The following is a 16,902-nucleotide window of genomic DNA, read 5'->3' as shown; positions in this document are numbered from 1 at the left end:
AACCACGGCACCAGGCGGTGCCATCGCCCCTCATCTCGTCATGCGTGCCAACCGACTGCCGCCGAAGGCCGCCGAGTGCGCAGCCCAACGCCGACGGCGAAGCGACCGCGCAGCCTTGACAACGTGAACCGGTTGTTCTCGGCGTCATAAAAGAACCGCAGTGTTCGGACCGGGAAATATCCCAGCATGAGAACGGCAATCGTTATGCGCGCCGAACGACTCTTGACGCCGTGCGCCTTTGTCGTCCTGGTATAACGCGTGGCATATCGAAAAAAGTCGAGCGGTGAGCATTCCACCCGGCGGCCGGACGCGCCCACAACCATCGTGGATTCGTATGCGATCTCGAAATTATTTTTGAACAGCGTCAGCGCAAGATCGATGTCTTCGTGCAGCCGGTCTGCCAGATCCAACTGCGTGAGATGACGCACCGCTTGCCACGCCGAGTTCCGGATTGCCATGTTGGCGCCCAATAGGAACCGTTGATCGGTTGCCCTGCGATGCAGATTGCGGCGGACCATGTGGTCGATCCTGAATATCGACCCTCGCAGCGGAATGTCGTAGTAGTGGACCGGGCCGGTGGCCGCGTCAATGGCGGAGCCTTGAAAGCACCGGCGAATCGTCTCGACCCAGTCCGTGTCAACGATGGAATCGGCATCAATTCGGCCGATGATCTGACTGCGAGCATGGTCGAACCCACGGTTGCGCGTCGGCGCGATACCCAAATGCTCATTTTGGTTGAGCAGCCGTATGGCGATATGGGGGTTCTCCTCTTGATACCGACGCACGATCGATACGGTGTTGTCACTCGACTTGTTATTGACAACGATTATCTCGTCCGGTGCCGACGTCTGGGCGAGGCAGGCGTCAAGACATTTGCCGATGAAGCGTTCTTCATTATGCGCGGGGACAACGATTGCGACGGACGGCTGCTGAGACATGGCCAGGACCTCGCTAGATCACAATGTCGCGCCGAACCGGTCTGATGCCAAGAGCATCAGCGGTGCAACGAATCTCAAAGATGTCGTCGAGCCCAGGCCGGTTATCGATCGAAAACTGCATGGCACGAACTTCATGTTATCATATGATAACCCACGTCGAGGCCCTATTCACGAGCCGGCCGCAGCGACCCCTGGACGGCAGTACCAGGCGCCCGAACGCCGACCGAAGGCGCACGGATGCCAACATCCGGCGACCGTCAGCCCTTGACGCGGCGGGTATCGGGCGATAACTTAGATTATCACTTGATAACCGTGGGCGGGATCGGCGTGAACGCGTCGGTCGCGGCACCGTCGCAGCGGTTATCGGCAGTGCTCCGTCACGCCAACGCAGCCCGCGGCGGAGGACCCGCGGGCTTTCAGACCGCTTGATTGGCAACAGCTTTGATCACCCGTGCGACTGCTCGGGCTTCGCTGAACTCGGGAGGAAGCGGATGTTCGTTGCGGCGCAACCGGCGATGCTGCCGACATCGACGAGAACCCTTGCACGCGGTGAGCCCGGCGCGGCGCCATATCAGGCGGTCAGCGCTTTGGCCGCCTTCGGGACCGGCTCCGGTTCGTACGCCGCCGCTGCGGCTGTCGAGGCGATGACAGCCGGCTGAGTCAGTTCCAGCTAGCACGAGGGCAAACACATGATGGATTTCGGAGCACTGCCACCAGAGATCAACTCCGCCAGAATTTACGCCGGCCCGGGTGCGGGCTCGCTGCTGGCCGCGGCGGCGGCGTGGGAGTGTCTGTCCGCCGATCTGTACTCGCTGGCCGCCTCATACCAGTCGGCGATCTCGGGGCTGACGGTGGGTTCCTGGCTGGGTCCGGCGTCGGTGTTGATGGCGGCTGCAGCAGCGCCGTATGTCGCGTGGATGAACGCCACCGCGACCCGGGCCGAGCAGGCCGGCATCCAGGCCATGGCGGCGGTGACCGCGTTCAATGCGGTGTTCTCGATGACGGTGCCGCCACCGGTTATCGCGGCGAACCGGGCCCTGCTCACGACACTGGTCGCCACCGATATCTTCGGGCAAAACGCCGCGGCGATCGCGGCGACCGAAGCGGAGTACGCGGAGATGTGGGCCCGGGACGCCGCTGCAATGTATGGCTACGCGGCTGCCTCGGCCACCGCATCGACGTTGACGCCGTTCGAGGAGGCCCCGGAAACCACCCGCACTGATGGGCTGACCAGGCAGCTCGCACTGGTCGGGGAAGTCGAGGCCGCCGCCATCAGGCAGCTGATGTCCGAGGTGCCCCGGGCGCTACGAATGCTCAGCGAGCCGGCACCGTGGAACTGGCTGGTGGAACTGTGGAGAGAGATCTTGCCGCACCTGGGCACCTTCAGAGACATCGTGTCAATAGGTCAGAACTGTGTTTCGGTGACCAACAACACACTTGCGATGACCCAGATGGGGGCCGCGATGTCCAGGGCGGTGCCGGCCGCGGTCAGCGAGGCTGCCGGCGCCGCGGCCAAGGCGATCGCGGGCGGGACGACGGCGCTGGGGTCGGCTTCCGGGGGACTGGGTGGTTCGGGGTTAGCGGCCGGGTTGGGCCAGGCGGCTTCGGTGGGCTCGCTGTCGGTACCGCAAAGCTGGGCCGCGGCCAATCACGCGATCAACCCGGCGGTTCGGGCGTCGCCGGCTACCAGCCTGGGCAGCGCTGCGCAAAGCGCGCCCGGACACATGCTGGGCGGGCTACCGCTCGGGCCGACACCCTCCGGCGGTGGCAGCGGTGTCAACAGCGCGTTGCGGATCCCGCCGCGCGCCTATGTCATGCCGCGGATCCCGGCGGCGGGCTAATGCCACGACCGCAATCCCGTGGCGTGCGACCAGCGTCGAATTGGCATCAACGTGCCTACGTCCCTTGCGTTGTCGATCGGGGGTTTGCGCCGGACTGGTGCGGTTGGCCGCGCGGTGGGGTGCGCTGTGGTCGTGGCATTGATCGTGGGTGACAACGTCGACCGTGCCCTCAGGGCGCTGAGCGTGAGCTCACGGCGTCGACTGTGCCCTCAGGGCGCTGAGCGTGAGCTCACGGCGTCGACTGTGCCGTCAGGGCGCTGAGCGTGAGCTCACGGCGTCGACTGTGCCGTCAGGGCGGCCCGATCGCGAAATCTCCGCCCTACGCGCGCGCTCAAAGCCGTCACGGCACACTCGACATCGGCACCCCGAAGAATCCAGGCTGGAGGTATCCGATCACCGAACAGATCACGGTGCGGCCGGTCCGAGACCTCGCATTCCGAATACGACTACCGAGGTCCGGGCTCCGGGAGCTCACTCATCGGCGCATCCGGGACAGTTCGCGAAGCATCGCGTTGTAGGCATCCAGGTCGTCATCGGCGTAGTTGCTGTCCGCATGCCGGTCCTCACGGGCGGCGACACGCCGGTCCTGGCGCGCCCACTGCGCCACCAGCGCCACGATCACTATGATAATGGGCAGTTCCGTTGCACCCCAGGCGATTCCGCCGCCAAGATGTTGATCGGCGACAATACTCGGCAACCAGGGCAGACTGACCGACTGGTAAAACGTGCTGCCTATCGCCGATGCCATGGTCATCAACGCGATGCCGAAGAAGGCGTGAAATGGCATGACCGCGAACAGCAAACCGATCCGACCCGGGTAGGGAAGTCGGCGCGGTCCCGGGTCGATACCGATGATCGCCCAGTAGAAGAGGTACCCGACGATCAGGAAGTGCACGGCCATGAACTCGTGACCCCAGTGGTAGCGCACCAGGATGTCGAACAGCGGTGTGAAATAAACGATGTAGGGCGAGGCCACAAAGAGGATGAACGCGGTAATCGGATGCGACAGGAATGCCGTCACCCGCGAATGCAGCAGCCAGGTCAGCCACTCGCGTGGGCCTGGCGGCTGTCCGTCACCGGCGGCGGGCAGTACCCGCAGCGCCAGGGTGACCGGGCCGCCCAACACCAGCAGCACCGGGACGAACATGTTCAGCGTCATGTGCTCTGCCATGTGGACGCTGAACATCGCCGACCCGTAGGCGCGCATGCCCGAGCTGCTGGTGAAAACCAGGACAACACAACCGGTCAACCATGCGATCAATCTGCCGACGGGCCAGGCATTGCCGTTGGTGCGCAGGCGCACGAAAGCGACCACATACCCGACGGCGAGCACCACGCCAAGAGTCCCGACCAGGCTGTCGAATCGCCACTCGGTGAGCAGCCTGGCGACGTTCGGCGGCTGTGGCAGTTCGTACCCGAGAAAGACGTCCCACGCCGAGAACTGGTGTGTGACATACCTGGGCGCGGTCTGAATCGCCATCGCGGTCACCGCGGCCATCACGGCCATCACGGCCACGGCCCCGGCGATGCGGGCACCGCCCGATCCCGCAGGCCGGACGAACAAGCCCCAACAGTCCGATAACCACACCAGCGCTACTACCAGACCCGCCGCAAGGCCGAGGCGAGCAAAGTCCGAGTCGAACGACCAACCCGGGATCAGCAGATACAGCAGCACCGCTCCGTAGGACAGCGTCAACGCTCCGCAGGCCACCTGCATTACCTGCACAGCCCGAGCCGGCGGCGCGGTGGCCACCGCCGTGGCCGTCTTCAGTCCGGTCAGCGCGGCAAGGGCCAGCGTGAAGACAATCGCGGCGCTGGTCGTGTAGTCATGGTCCGGCCCCTGCCCCGCGTTACCGGTGACCGCCGTCGCAACCGCGGCGACCACGGTAGGGATGAGCAACACGAAATGGCTGACCCATCGAGTGGTGAGGCGCAGCGTGACGGCGACCACCAGCGCGCCGATCGCCGCCACGATCCATCCCCGCGCGACCTCGGAGGCGCCGATGGCATCGAGCAGCGCTCCACCGCCCAGCAGCTGCGATGGCGCCACACCGGCATCGTGGGCGGCCTGAATGACCACCATCACCACTGCAAGCCCCAGCCAGGCAACGGAAACACGCTCTGCCACAAGGTGAATCCGGAATGCCGCCGCATCGATCAACCCGTCGTGCTCCGGGCGCGACGCGATGACGACGTACACCAGTGCACCCAGGCACACTGCGGTCGCCAACGACGCCAGAAAGAATCCGAGCGGCTCCGCTACGCAAAGGAACCCACCGGGATACGGGTTACCCGCCGTGGCATAGCGGCGCGCTCCCGACGCCAGCCCGTAGCCAGCCAACACCACCGAGATACCGAGCAGACCAAGAAGCAGCCTGGCCAATGCCCATGAGGTGGACCGCGAGGCCGGCGCCGCCGACGGCGAACGGTCAGCGGTCGCGTCGGTCTGCACCCCACGAGCTTACGACCCGGCGTTGCACCGGACGCTCGTTGCCCAATCTTGGATTCACCGGCCCCACCTACCGGCCGCGGACCGCATATTCTTCGGAGGCCGTCGATACCGATCCTGAAAGTGACGTCATGACCTCCCCGAATCCCGGCGATCGAGCTCCACATGGTCGATGAACTGCTGCTTCGTTGGCTAGTAACCGGACTTTTCGTGCTGAGCGGCGCCAGCTACGTCGTCGCCGCGATCGGCCAGCGGCGCCGGTGGGTCTACCTCGTCAGCAATGGGCTGCATCTGGTGATGGCGATTGCGATGGTGGTGATGATTTGGCCCTGGGGCAGCCATGCGCCGACGACGGGACCCGCGGCCTTCTTTCTGCTGGCGGCCGGGTGGTTTATCGCACTGACCGTCGTCTCGGCCAAGACGATCGCCCAGTGGACGGCAGGCAGCTACCACGCATTGATGATGCTCGCCATGACATGGATGTACGTCGTGATGAACGGTCATCTGCTGCCCGGCAACCCGGTCACCCCCCACCCGGCATCGACGGCCGTCTCGATGCCGGGCATGGAGATGTCGGCGATGCCCATGCCGGCGGACAGCACCCAGCCGGGATGGGTGGCCTCCATCAACTGGTTATGGTTCTTGGTCTTCACGGCCGCGGCGATCGTGTGGGCCTTCCTCTCCATGGCCGGATGGCGGCGCGGTGCGGCCGGCTGCCATCGCGACGTCCTGGCGCACACCGGCCGGATATCGATGGCACTGGCAATGGCTATCGTTTTCGCCGCCCTGCTCTTTGGTAGTTGAGGAGTACACCAGCCATCGTGACGAGTCGGACAACTCCCATGGAACTTCTTACCGCTCGCCGGCGACTACCTCCTTTGTGGTTTGGGTTACCAGGTTCGCGTGTGATCAAGGGCTTGTAGCTGGGTGATCGTCGCCGTCAAGAATCTCGTCGCCGAACGTGCCCGGTTGGTGTTCTCGGTTTTGGGTGTGGGGATCGCGGTCCTGTTGGTGTTGGTGATCTCGGGTATCTTCGTGGGCACCACCAATCAGGTCGCCACCTACATCGACCACTCCAGGGGAGCCGTGTGGGTGGTACAGCCCGGGGTGTCGCAGATGTTCAAAGCGGTGTCGTGGTTGCCCGCCGACGGCAGAGACCGGCTGCCGACGGTTCCTGGTGTCCAGTCGGCCGATCCGATCCTGGGCCAACCGTCCGACTTCGTCCACAATGGCACCCAGACTGCGTACTTCGTCGTGGGTTACGACACCCGGACCGGCGTAGGTGGCCCGTGGTCGCTGGCGCAGGGCCGCAACGTCGCCCGCTCGGGTGAGGTGGTGCTGGACCGGGTGCTGGCCAGCAAGAACGGAATCCGCCTCGGCGACAAGGTGCGAATCGTCGACGAAGATTTCACGGTTGTCGGGCTGTCCAACCAGACCGCGGCGGTGACGAACTACTACGCGTTCGTCTCGCTGCCGGATGCTGCGCGACTGCTGCGGGCCGGAAATCGGGTGTCCTATTTCCTGGTCCGGCCGCGGGAGGGCTACACCGCGGCGCAGCTCACCGCCGCGATCCACCGCGACATGGCGGGCATGGATGCGTTACCCGCTGCAACCTTTGCCGACAAGAGCCGCGACATCGTCGTTTCGATGATCGGGCGGCCGTTGCAGACGATGATCGCGATCGCGGTGTTGGTGGGTGTCGCGCTGGTGGGTTTGACGGTGCTGGCGGTCACCAACGAGCAGCTGCGCGACTTCGGGGTGCTGCGCGCACTGGGGGTGCGCCCAATCCAGTTGTGCCGCAGCGTGCTTGCCTAGGCCGCTCTGATCGCCGGGCTGGGCTATCTGGCCGGCGCCGCCGTCGCCTACGGCGCGCAGTTCCTGATCGCCGACCGTTTGGGCGATGTCACCGTCGAGATCACCCCCACCATGCTGGCCGCGATGGCCGGCGCCACCGCCGTCATGGCCCTCCTCGGATCACTGATCCCGGTGCGCCGCGTCGTGCGGATCGATCCCGTCACCGCCTTCAGACGCTGACCCGAAGTGAGGATCATGACCGAAAACCGCTCCGCGCTGATACTTCCCGAGGCAGGCGAGGTCGTCGACGCATTCCGCAACGCCCTCGAGAAGGTCTCGGCGCCCGAGGATCTCGCGCAGGTTGACTTCGACCGGCTCGACTCCGAAACACCGCTACTCAGCTTGCCCATCGACTCTGTCGTACTGATGTCATTGATGACCGAGCTCGAGGACAGGTTCGCGGTGTTCATTGACGAAGAGTCGGCTTTCTCGTTCGAAACCGTTGCCGATGTCGCAGACTATGTGCGCCGACGGCTGACCGACAAGGCCGGCCGGCTGGCCGGCGCGTGAGCGTTTTCTCGCCCCGGGTGCTCGCGCACGTGCGGGCGAATGCACCGGCAATGTCAAGTGGCGCAATAGATTACACTCGGCTGCTGCAGCAGGACCTGCAGCAGGTCGATTTCTACGGTACCCGCGAGCATCTCGCGACGCTCCCCGGGCACGCCCTGGTGCACCAGGTGCTGGTCCATGCGGGCGCACTCGCCGCCAACGGGCTGGGCCGTGGCGACCGGATCGTGATGGTGTCGGCCAATACCGAGCAGTACCTGGCGACGCTGCTGGCGGCCCTGCTGATCGGCGCGCTGCCCTGCGCTGTCGCACCGCCACCGACGCCGGCACACGAGCAGTCGGCGGGTGTCCAGCACCTGCGTGCCGCGATCCGTGTCGTCGATCCCAAGCTGGTAGTAGCTCAACCGCGGGTTACGGTCGCGATACCGCATGCGCCCGTGCTTGGTTACGACGAACTCCAAGACGCCCAACCGCTTTCCTGGCCGGCCGGCCGCCCACCCGAGCCCAGCGACCTCCATCATGTCCAGCTGACGTCCGGTTCGACTTCCGCTCCCAAGGCGGTGCTGCTGACGCACGGCAATGTCGCGCACAACGTCGGCGCCATCGGTTACGCGACAGCCATTGCGCGGGGCCACGACCGGGCCTTCAGCTGGTTGCCGATGTATCACGATATGGGCTTCATTCAGGTGCTCGGCGGGCTGCTCTACGGATTGCGGGTGGGCATCATGACGCCACTGGCATTCCTGCGCGACCCGCTGTCGTGGGTTCGGCACATGACGCATCATGGTTCGACACATACCGCGGGTCCGCCATTCGCATACCGGGCCACCGCCGACGCTTTCCAGCGCGCCAGCGGAACAATGGAAATCGATCTGTCCGCACTGGCGTACGCGTACGTCGGTGCCGAGCCGATCGCCCACTCCACGGTGCGCTACTTCACCGACACCTTCGCACGACTCGGATTGCGCCGCGATGCCTTGGTTCCGTGCTACGGCATGGCTGAGTCGGTGCTGGCCACGACATTGGCGCTGCGACCCGCGGCCACGGCTGCAACGGATTTCGGGCGCGTCCGGGTATGGGAATCGCGACTATCCCAGGTACCGGTTGTCTCGTGTGGTAAGCCGGTGGACGGCTTGCGGATTCGTATCGTCGACTCCGACGGAGTCGAGCTGCCGGCAGGCACCGAGGGCCAGATCCAGGTGAGCGGTCCGTCGATCATGCTCGGCTATCGCAATGGCGACGGCTCGGTCACCTGCCCGCCCGGCGGCTGGCACGACACCGGAGACCGCGGATTCGTCTCCGAGGGAGAGCTTTTCGTGGTGGGCCGCAGCAAGGAGATGCTGATCGTCCGTGGCCGCAACTTCCCGCCCTACGACGTCGAGCGGGCAATCGACAGCATGCCCGACATCGGCCCCGGACGCACAATCGTCTTCTCGGTGCCAGATGCACGACGCGGCAGAGAATCCGTCATCGCCGTAATAGGCACGAATGCCGCGCAAACCGACCATCATCGAATCCGCGCCGACGTCGCGACGGCGATACGAACCGCATTCGGATTCTCCCTCGACGACATCGTGCTGGTTCCCACCGCGGAGATTGCCCGCACCACGAGCGGGAAACTGCAGCGGCTCAAGGCCCGTCAGCGATATCTGGACCGCCAACTGCACGCCGCGGCAACCTGACGCGGGCTCAACTGCGTTTCAGCGCAGGGTGGTTGCGCGCCAGGAACGGCAGCATCCACTCGGGCGGCACGATCCGGAAGAGACCCGCCGCGACGCGGTTCACCAGACCCGGGACGACGACGGCCTTGCCGACCGCTAAGCCCTCGATTCCGGCCTGAGCCACCTGGGCGGCGGGTTTCCACATGATGCGCGGCAGGCTGTTTTCGGCTTCCTCCTTGGTGAATCCGGCGGCGTCTCCGAATCCGGTGTCGACCGGTCCGGGACACAGTGCGGTCACCCCGACCCCGGTGCCGCGCAGCTCGCCGCGCAGGCTGTGGGTATAGGACAGCACGAACGCCTTGGCCGCGCCATATGCGGCTTGTCCGGGCAACGGACCGAATGCGGCCACCGACGCCACGTTGAGCACCGCTCCCCGACGACGCTCGACCATGCCCGGCAGGAACCTGCTGCACAGGTCGACGACGGCGGCCACATCAACTTCCACCAAATTGAGTTCCCGGGCCGGAACGGATTTGGCCACGACGCCCAGCGTCGAGAGTCCGGCGTTGTTGACCAGGATGTCGGGTATCAGACCGAGCGCGACGACGCGGTCCAGCAGGTTCGCCCGGTCACTTCGCTCAGACAGATCGGCGGGCATCGGATGCGTGTGCGGGCCCAGCCGTCGGGCGAGTGCTTCCAAACGGTCGGCGCTGCGCGCCACCAAGACGACCTGGTAGCCACGCTGGGCGAGAATCCGCGCAAGTTCCTCGCCGATGCCCGAGGACGCCCCGGTGACGACGGCGGCGCGGTCATTTCCTGGTGGGGGAAGAGCCATACGTTTCAACCTTACCGGTAGGCCCAGCCGGGCTCTTGCCACGCTTTCCGACTTTCGCCCGATCCCCGCCCGATCCGGGACTGGCACACAACGACCACCAGCGGGCGGGCTCGATGTGACTTTGGGCCGGTATGTTCAGGGACTTTCGGCCGTCGCCATGCCGGCGATCGCGGTGCCATAGTGGTCAGTGCCAGGGCGACCTGGCGGTCTGCCCGAAGTGCAGCAAGCCCATTTTTGGGCGAGGCCTGAAAGGGCCTGCTTGACCCACCGTCAGAAGACGGGGATCTGCCTTCGGGCAGACCTTTCATGTCTGCTCGGCCGCGCTCTCCGGCGCCCATCGCCACCAGCCTACATTTCGACGTCGTCAACACCAGCGAACTCTTGGGCAGCGGCAATCACCCCCATGAAACTCTGGCTCATGCCGCCGTATCGAGTGTGCCGTGACGGCTTTGAATGTGCGTGTAGGGCGGGAACATCCGCGGGCGGCCCGCCCTGACGCCGCACTCGGCGCCATCACCGCACACTCGGCGCCGGTTACGTCCTGCAGCCCAGTGCGCTGGATCAACACCGTCCACCGACCACTAGATCGTGGCATGGCGGGTGAGCACCGGGAGCAATCGCAGCAGGATCCGGGCCGAGCCGTCGGCGACCTCGTTGACGAATCGGTTGAAGTCGAGGCCGGAATCGCTGCCGGCAAGGTCGGAAAGCGCACGGACGACCAGCCATGGCATACCGAAGGATTCGCAGACCTGAGCCAGCGCACCGCCCTCCATTTCGATTGCGTGACCGCCTAATTCGTGGCGCAGGCGGCTGCGGGTGCGCTCACAGTGCAGGTATTGATCGCCGGTCAGAACGGTGCCGAAAGTGATTCGCGGCGGCCGGCCGTGGCCACCTGCGCCAATCGACAAAGACGGCAGGGTGAACCCGTCTAGACGGTCCCGCACGCGCTCGATCAGCCCAGGGTCGGCCCGATAGCCAAGCTGCTCGGTCGGTTTGATGAAGGGTATGTGTCCGGGTTGGTAGGGCTGCAGCTGCTCGTCCTCCAGCAGGCCGAAGTCGTGCTGTACTACCCGTTCGGCGATGACGACGTCGCCGATCTGCAGTTCCGCATCAAGCCCGCCGGCGACGCCGGTGAAAACGATCGTGCCGCAACGGAATCGGTCGGCAAGAAGGGTCGCGACCATGCTTGTGTTGACTTTGCCCATGCCGGCTGCCGCCAACACCACCGGGTGCGACTCGAGCGCGCCGACGCCGAAGGTGACCTGGGCAATCTGGTGGCGTTCGGGTCCCGACATCAAACCCAGCAGGTAGGACAACTCCTGCGGGATCGCACAGATGACCCCGATCGTCACGGCGAGCCCATCGGCCGCAGCCCGGTCACCGATCCGCGGCAGTCGTCATGCGGGAACCGCGGCGGAACCGGATGAGGTACCCGGGCAGTCGGCGCACCGGCAGCGGCTTGGGCCAGTCGTCGGCCCGGAAGTATGCGTCGGAACCGCCATCGACGAACACGACACTGCCGCACAGGAAGTCGGCGGAGTCCGAGAGCAGGAAGCAAATCCAGTCAGCAATGTGCGCGACGTCGCCGAATCCACCGATGGGAATAGGGAACGACCGAACGGCTTTGGCTTGCGTCGGGTCCGACAGCTGCTCCTGCAGTAACGGCGTCATGATGGCCCCGGGTGCAAGAGCATTCAGCCGTATACCCGAACCGGCCCAGTCCGGCAACACCGCGCGGCGCCGAACCCAGCGGCTCACCGCGATTTTCGACGCCGCGTACATGATCGACGGCGCGGCTCTGCCGAACAACCTCACCGAACGCAGCGCCCGGTCGGCGTCATTGTCCAGCAGTGCCCGCACGGTTCGCCGCGGAACCGCTGGAACCGTCGTCGTCGAGTTACTTCCGATGACGACCACCTTCGCGCGCCCGGCGGCAGCCAATGCGGGCCGCCACGCCTGCAGCAACTCGACCACTCCCAGGTAATTGACCTGTGCGATCCGCCGCATCCGGTCCCGGCCCGGGCCTGGCCCCAACCCTGCAGCCAGCACGGCTCCGTCGAGCTTGCCGCCCGAGGCCACCACGACTTCGTCAGCGGCGTGCGCACGTCCCTGGGGTGTCGACAAGTCTGCGGCGACATCGGCGTCTTTGAGGTCGACACCGATCACCGTGTGGCCGTGATCCCGGAGCCGGCCCGCGGCCGCGCGGCCCATCCCGGATGCCGCCCCGGTGATTGCATAAGTGCCCATTGCGATCTCCGATCCTGTTCCGGCCGGGCGATCAGGTCGTCATGGCGGCGCGTTCGAGGTCGAGCAACTGCTCGCCGTGCCGTTCTTCCTCATATGCCTGGCGGCCACCGCGCAGGCCGAACAACCGCTTCGAGATCAACAGGTACAGCACCGCAGCCATATTGATGGTGAAGGTCACCACCCGGGTCATGGTGATGCCCTTGGTCAGGTCATGGATCTCCAACGGCAGGAACAGCGAGGTGGCCACCACCGCGAAGTATTCGCCCCAACGCTTCAGCAGCCATAGGCCCACGCCCTCGACCACCTGCAAGACCGCATAGGCGGCCAGCATGAACGTGATCAGCGCCAGCGTGGATGGCTTTGCGGCCAGTGCCTTCTCCAGTTCGTGTATCGCCGACATTTGATCGACCTTGAACCCCGCCGTGCGAAAGACCGGCAGGTCGCGATCGAGGGTGGCTTGAATGGCTCCGCGTGCCCCGCGAAACTCCCACACCGCCCACGCGGCGAGACCGAGCACCATGGCCCGAAGCAGCCGCTCGACTGCGAGCACCCGGATGATGATCGCCTGGCGTAACGCCTTGCCCCGCATGATCAGTGGTGCGTCTTCGGGATGGCCCCGTCCATGCGGCTCACCGAGGGTGAAGTCGCCACAACGAAGACAGCGCCATACCTCACCGAGCTTGGTGGTGGCGCTCAGCCGGTCTGCCAGAGCCTCGTCGTCGGGTGCATAGGTGGCGTGCCCGCTGACGGCACACGCAATCAGCTCCCACCGGTTCACGCCACGAGTTTCGCGCTTGGCCACGAGCCGATCATTCAGTGCGGGTGGCGAACCACGCAAGACGGCGCGCACACCTGCCACCAGTTCTGGTCAGAACCTCGACGAGCTGCGCGGACGCTGGACATCCGAACTCACCGCGCCGAGGAGGCCGGGCCTGTTCGCCGACACCGATCTCGTCGAGACGCGGTCGCATGACAGCGGCCGTGTCGGTGAGCGACGGAACGAGGCCGCAGCACCATCGAGCACGTCTAGCTTAGGTTTGACCACCTGCGGCGGTGACCGGCCATCGCATTTGTCTCCCGAACGGAGGTAGTGACATGGCTGTGCATCGGGACGTGTTGACCGTTATCGGTGCCGGCGGCATCGGTCACGCGATTGCCCGGCGGTCAGGGTCCGCCAAGACGGTACTTCTGGCCGACAACGACGACGAGACGCTGGCATCGGTCGTCGAATCACTATCCGCCGCAGGCCATCAGGTGCTGGGTCACAGTGTCGACGTCGCGTCAGCGGAATCAGTTCGCGGGCTGGCGCGGTACGCCGCCTCCCTCGGCGACGTGACACACGTGGCCCATACCGCCGGGCTCTCCCCGGCGCAAGCCTCGGCGCAAGCAATCCTGGCTGTCGACCTGCTCGGCGTTGCGCTGATGCTGCAGGAATTCGGCGAGGTCGTCGCGCCGGGCGGCGCGGGTGTGGTGATCGCCAGCATGGCCGGCCACCTGGTCCCGCCGCTGACCGCCGAGCAGGAGCAGGCGCTGGCCCACAACCCGCCGGGTGACCTGCTATCGCTCGACTTCGTCAGCCGGGTCACCGAACCGGCCTTTGCCTACCCGATCGCTAAGCAGGCCAATCACATTCGAGTGCGTGCCGCGAGCGTGCCGTGGGGCCGCCGCGGAGCAAGGATCAACTCGATCAGTCCCGGCATCATCTCGACGCCGATGGGGCAGCAGGAACTGAATTCCGCCGTCGGCGACGGCATGCGGGCGATGATCGCCATGTCGGGCACCGGCCGCATCGGAACCCCCGACGACATCGCGGCGGCGGCGGCGTTTCTGCTCGGCCCGGACGCATCCTTTGTCACCGGTACCGATCTGCTGGTCGACGGTGGCGTCATCGCGGCGGTGCGGTCGGGCAGCTAGCTGGCCCGCCAGGCCAGCCGGTTTCGCCCCGAACAACTCGCCGAGCTGGCCGCCACCCTCGCAGATTGCCACAACCCCGACGGCACCCACCGCCATCAGCGCCCTTCCAATCCATCAGCAGCCGGATGAGAGGCGTCATTTCGGTACAGGCCGGCGACCCGATATCGGGCAGCCAACGCTTGGCATGGATGTGTGAGCTGTTCCCTTTCGATCGCGTGATTCGTCTGTCCATCGAGAACCTGCGGGATCCGTCGGAGCAAACGCCGTCCTGGGCCAGGTGGAAGGCGGGGTTGGAGGAGGTCCTCCCAGTGCGTCCCGACTTCGTCTTTGCCTCCGAGCCTTACGGCGCGGACTTCGCCCGAATTCTTGGAGCACGTTTCGTGTCAGTCGACCAGGCGCGCACAGTCGTTCCGGTCAGTGCAACGTGCATCCGCGCGGACCCGTTTGCGCACTGGCAGCACATCCCACGCTGCGTGCGGCCCGCCTTTGTGAAACGGGTCAGCATCCTCAGCGCCGATCCCACCGAGGCGAGTGCCCTCGCCAGGGCGCTCGCGGAAAAGCTCGGGACGAAATGGGTTCCCGAATCGTCGAGGACAAGAGATTTGAACGTAGACACGTCGGCAGGCCTGGATTGGACCGAAATCGTTCGCGGACAGATCGCTTCGGAGGAAGCCTTGGCGCGCGACGCCGATCGAGTGCTGATCTGTGCTACCGATCCGCTGGCTACCACCGTGTGGGCCGAGTTGCTGTCGGGAGGCTGCCCCCAGGCTCTCCGCGAATTGGCCAGGCGCCCATACGCTCTCACCCTCCTCATGACGCCCGATACGTCGTCGGACACGGCCGGCGTGACTTATCCGCTCAGCGCGGGCGTCAACTTCGTCGCCCGCTGCGAGCGCGCTCTGCGCGCGGTGAGACGACCATTCGTCGTTGTCAATGGCGGCTGGGAGGAGCGGACTGCGACGGCCCTGCGCGCGGTCGAAAAACTGACACCTTCTCACCGCGCGTGGGAATTACGGTGATACGGCGCCCGGGCGGGCGGCAGCCCGGCCTGCCCTCTGACTCCGCGAGCCGAGATCAACACGGCAATGCGGACAAGCTCGACGCCAGGCTGTGGTGGATAGCCGGGGTGTGCGTCCTCGGCTCGTTCATGAATCTTTTGGACACCACCGTTGTCACCGTCGCACAACGCACGTTTGTCACCACCTTCGGATCGACCCAGGCCGTCGTTTCCTGGACGATCACCGGTTACACGCTGGCGTTGGCCGCGGTAATCCCGCTGACTGGCTGGGCAGCCGATCGATTCGGCACAAAACGAATCTTCATCGGTTCCGTTGTCGCCTTCACACTGGGCTCACTGCTGTGCGCGGTAGCGCCAAACATCACTGTGCTGATCGTCTCTCGGGTGCTGCAGGGCCTTGGTGGTGGCATCCTCACGACGCTGACCCTCACCATCGTGAACCGCGAGGCAGGTCCCAGACGGGTCGGCCGCGTGATGGCCGTGCTGGGGATCCCGATGGTGCTCGCGCCAGCATTCGGGCCTGTCTTGGGTGGTTGGCTCATCGACAGCTACAGCTGGCAGTGGATCTTCTGGATCAACCTGCCGGTCGGTGTGGCCGCAATCGGCCTTGCTGCAATCGTGTTGCCCGACGACGACCCGGCACCGTCGGAAACCTTCGACGTCATCGGGATGCTGCTGCTGTCACCGGGCCTGCCGGTGCTGTTGTACGGGATATCCGAAATCCCAAACCGCGGCACCGTGATCGACGGGCACGTCTGGATACCCCTGGCCGTTGGTACGGCGTTGATCGTCGGGTTCGTGTTTCATGCCCTCTACCGGTCGGATAAGCCCCTGATCGATTTGCGCCTGTTGACCAACCGAGCGTTCACGCTCACCAATGTCGCCATGTTCTTCTACATCGTCGCCACGTTCGGCGCGGGGGTGCTGTTTCCCAGCTACTTCCAGCAGCTGCTGAACCAGACACCATTGCAAGCCGGGATGAGCGTGGTCCCTCGGGGAATCGGTGCCGCGGTGAGTATGCCGTTGGCGGGAACGTTGATGGACCGACGCGGCGCTCGCGGGGTGCTTGTCATCGGGGTCACGTTGAACGTCGCGGGCATGGGTGTCTTCGCTTACGGCGTTGCCCACCAGCGCGATTCGCTGCCGCTGCTGCTGGCCGGTCTGACGATGTTGGGGCTGGGCATGGGCTCCACCCGGATGCCGCTGGTTGCGGTGGCAATGCAGACGCTGGCCCCGGATCAGATGGCCAGGGGTTCGACGATGATCAAGGTCAATCAACAGGTGGCGGCCGCGGTGGGGACCGCGCTCCTGTCGGTGATCCTGACCAGCCAGCTCCACCAACCGGTGATGTCGCAACAGCTTTCCCGGAGCGACCTTTCGCACGCCTACAGCGCAGCGCTTCTGGTGGCGGTCGTACTGGTGGGGATGACTTTCATACCGTTGGCATCCTTGTACCAGAAGCCGAAAGCCATGGTGCCGAGGCATATGTCGTCGCGCCCAATCACACCAGAACCGGGCGAGCCCGGTGGTGCCGCGCAGCACAGCGGCCAGCCATCTACCGGTATTCACTGACTTGTTCTCTCGTGCGCGGCCGTCGCAACCGGCGTCTCTCGCCCGGTCCACCGACGTACCCTCGAG

Annotated in this window: 13 protein-coding genes and 3 pseudogenes; 10 read left to right on the top strand and 6 right to left on the bottom strand. The window is 65.4% G+C overall.

The features are described 5' to 3' along the window. Positions 1-38: 38 nt before the first annotated feature. On the bottom strand, positions 39-938 hold the full coding sequence (locus EET10_RS00715) for a glycosyltransferase family 2 protein (RefSeq protein WP_051490257.1): 900 nt from the start codon (positions 936-938) through the stop codon (positions 39-41). A 491-nt stretch (positions 939-1,429) separates the two neighbouring features. Here EET10_RS00715 and EET10_RS29405 point away from each other — a divergent pair, with 491 nt between their 5' ends. Together EET10_RS29405 and EET10_RS00710 are read left to right on the top strand one after the other, a co-directional pair. Further along, on the top strand, positions 1,430-1,597 hold the full coding sequence (locus tag EET10_RS29405) for a hypothetical protein (protein ID WP_167480110.1): 168 nt from the start codon (positions 1,430-1,432) through the stop codon (positions 1,595-1,597). Positions 1,598-1,627: 30 nt separating this feature from the next. Further along, a complete protein-coding gene (locus EET10_RS00710; RefSeq protein ID WP_036399300.1) occupies positions 1,628-2,779 on the top strand; it encodes a PPE family protein in 1,152 nt (383 codons plus the stop codon). 475 nt (positions 2,780-3,254) lie between these two features. Here EET10_RS00710 and EET10_RS00705 read toward each other — a convergent pair whose 3' ends face one another. Beyond that, positions 3,255-5,231: a cytochrome c oxidase assembly protein gene (locus EET10_RS00705; RefSeq protein WP_122501816.1), complete on the bottom strand. Its 1,977-nt coding sequence runs from the start codon at positions 5,229-5,231 to the stop codon at positions 3,255-3,257. A 162-nt stretch (positions 5,232-5,393) separates the two neighbouring features. Here EET10_RS00705 and EET10_RS00700 point away from each other — a divergent pair, with 162 nt between their 5' ends. From EET10_RS00700 to EET10_RS00685, 4 genes and pseudogenes are all read left to right on the top strand, one after another. Continuing rightward, on the top strand, positions 5,394-6,032 hold the full coding sequence (locus EET10_RS00700) for a DUF5134 domain-containing protein (RefSeq protein ID WP_036399305.1): 639 nt from the start codon (positions 5,394-5,396) through the stop codon (positions 6,030-6,032). Between the two features lie 123 nt (positions 6,033-6,155). Further along, positions 6,156-7,262, top strand: a pseudogene (locus EET10_RS00695) (ABC transporter permease). 15 nt (positions 7,263-7,277) lie between these two features. Then, complete coding sequence (locus EET10_RS00690) at positions 7,278-7,592, top strand: acyl carrier protein (RefSeq protein WP_036399786.1); 315 nt, start codon at positions 7,278-7,280, stop codon at positions 7,590-7,592. A gap of 29 nt (positions 7,593-7,621) precedes the next feature. Next, entirely contained in the window at positions 7,622-9,271 is a 1,650-nt protein-coding gene (locus EET10_RS00685; RefSeq protein ID WP_167480242.1) for an AMP-binding protein, read from the top strand. 7 nt (positions 9,272-9,278) lie between these two features. On the opposite strand, the gene EET10_RS00680 is transcribed toward EET10_RS00685, so the two are convergent. From EET10_RS00680 to EET10_RS00665, 4 genes are all read right to left on the bottom strand, one after another. Next, positions 9,279-10,085 carry an SDR family NAD(P)-dependent oxidoreductase gene (locus EET10_RS00680; protein ID WP_063467312.1) on the bottom strand — a complete coding sequence of 269 codons (807 nt, stop codon included), beginning with the start codon at positions 10,083-10,085 and terminating at the stop codon, positions 9,279-9,281. Between the two features lie 581 nt (positions 10,086-10,666). Then, positions 10,667-11,437 carry a 5'-methylthioadenosine/adenosylhomocysteine nucleosidase gene (locus EET10_RS00675; protein WP_122501815.1) on the bottom strand — a complete coding sequence of 257 codons (771 nt, stop codon included), beginning with the start codon at positions 11,435-11,437 and terminating at the stop codon, positions 10,667-10,669. Positions 11,438-11,462: 25 nt separating this feature from the next. After that, positions 11,463-12,332, bottom strand: coding sequence for an SDR family oxidoreductase (locus EET10_RS00670; RefSeq protein WP_122501814.1), 870 nt, complete (start codon positions 12,330-12,332; stop codon positions 11,463-11,465). Positions 12,333-12,363: 31 nt separating this feature from the next. Next, positions 12,364-13,134, bottom strand: a complete 771-nt coding sequence (locus EET10_RS00665) for a DUF2127 domain-containing protein (protein ID WP_036399311.1) — start codon at positions 13,132-13,134, stop codon at positions 12,364-12,366. Between the two features lie 299 nt (positions 13,135-13,433). Between EET10_RS00665 and EET10_RS00660 the strand changes: the two genes are divergently transcribed. From EET10_RS00660 to EET10_RS00650, 4 genes and pseudogenes are all read left to right on the top strand, one after another. Beyond that, entirely contained in the window at positions 13,434-14,246 is an 813-nt protein-coding gene (locus EET10_RS00660) for an SDR family oxidoreductase (protein WP_036399791.1), read from the top strand. Then, a pseudogene (locus tag EET10_RS32090) lies at positions 14,247-14,345 on the top strand (hypothetical protein); the annotation flags it as partial. 35 nt (positions 14,346-14,380) lie between these two features. Continuing rightward, a pseudogene (locus EET10_RS00655) lies at positions 14,381-15,265 on the top strand (AAA family ATPase); the annotation flags it as partial. After that, complete coding sequence (locus EET10_RS00650; protein WP_063467360.1) at positions 15,265-16,836, top strand: DHA2 family efflux MFS transporter permease subunit; 1,572 nt, start codon at positions 15,265-15,267, stop codon at positions 16,834-16,836. The pseudogene EET10_RS00655 and the gene EET10_RS00650, both read left to right, overlap by 1 nt. Positions 16,837-16,902 lie beyond the last annotated feature (66 nt).

This window comes from Mycobacterium pseudokansasii, from assembly GCF_900566075.1.
GTDB classification, from domain to species: domain Bacteria; phylum Actinomycetota; class Actinomycetes; order Mycobacteriales; family Mycobacteriaceae; genus Mycobacterium; species Mycobacterium pseudokansasii.
The sequence above is the reverse complement of the archived record's forward strand: the minus strand, read 5'-3'. Positions and strand labels throughout refer to the sequence as shown.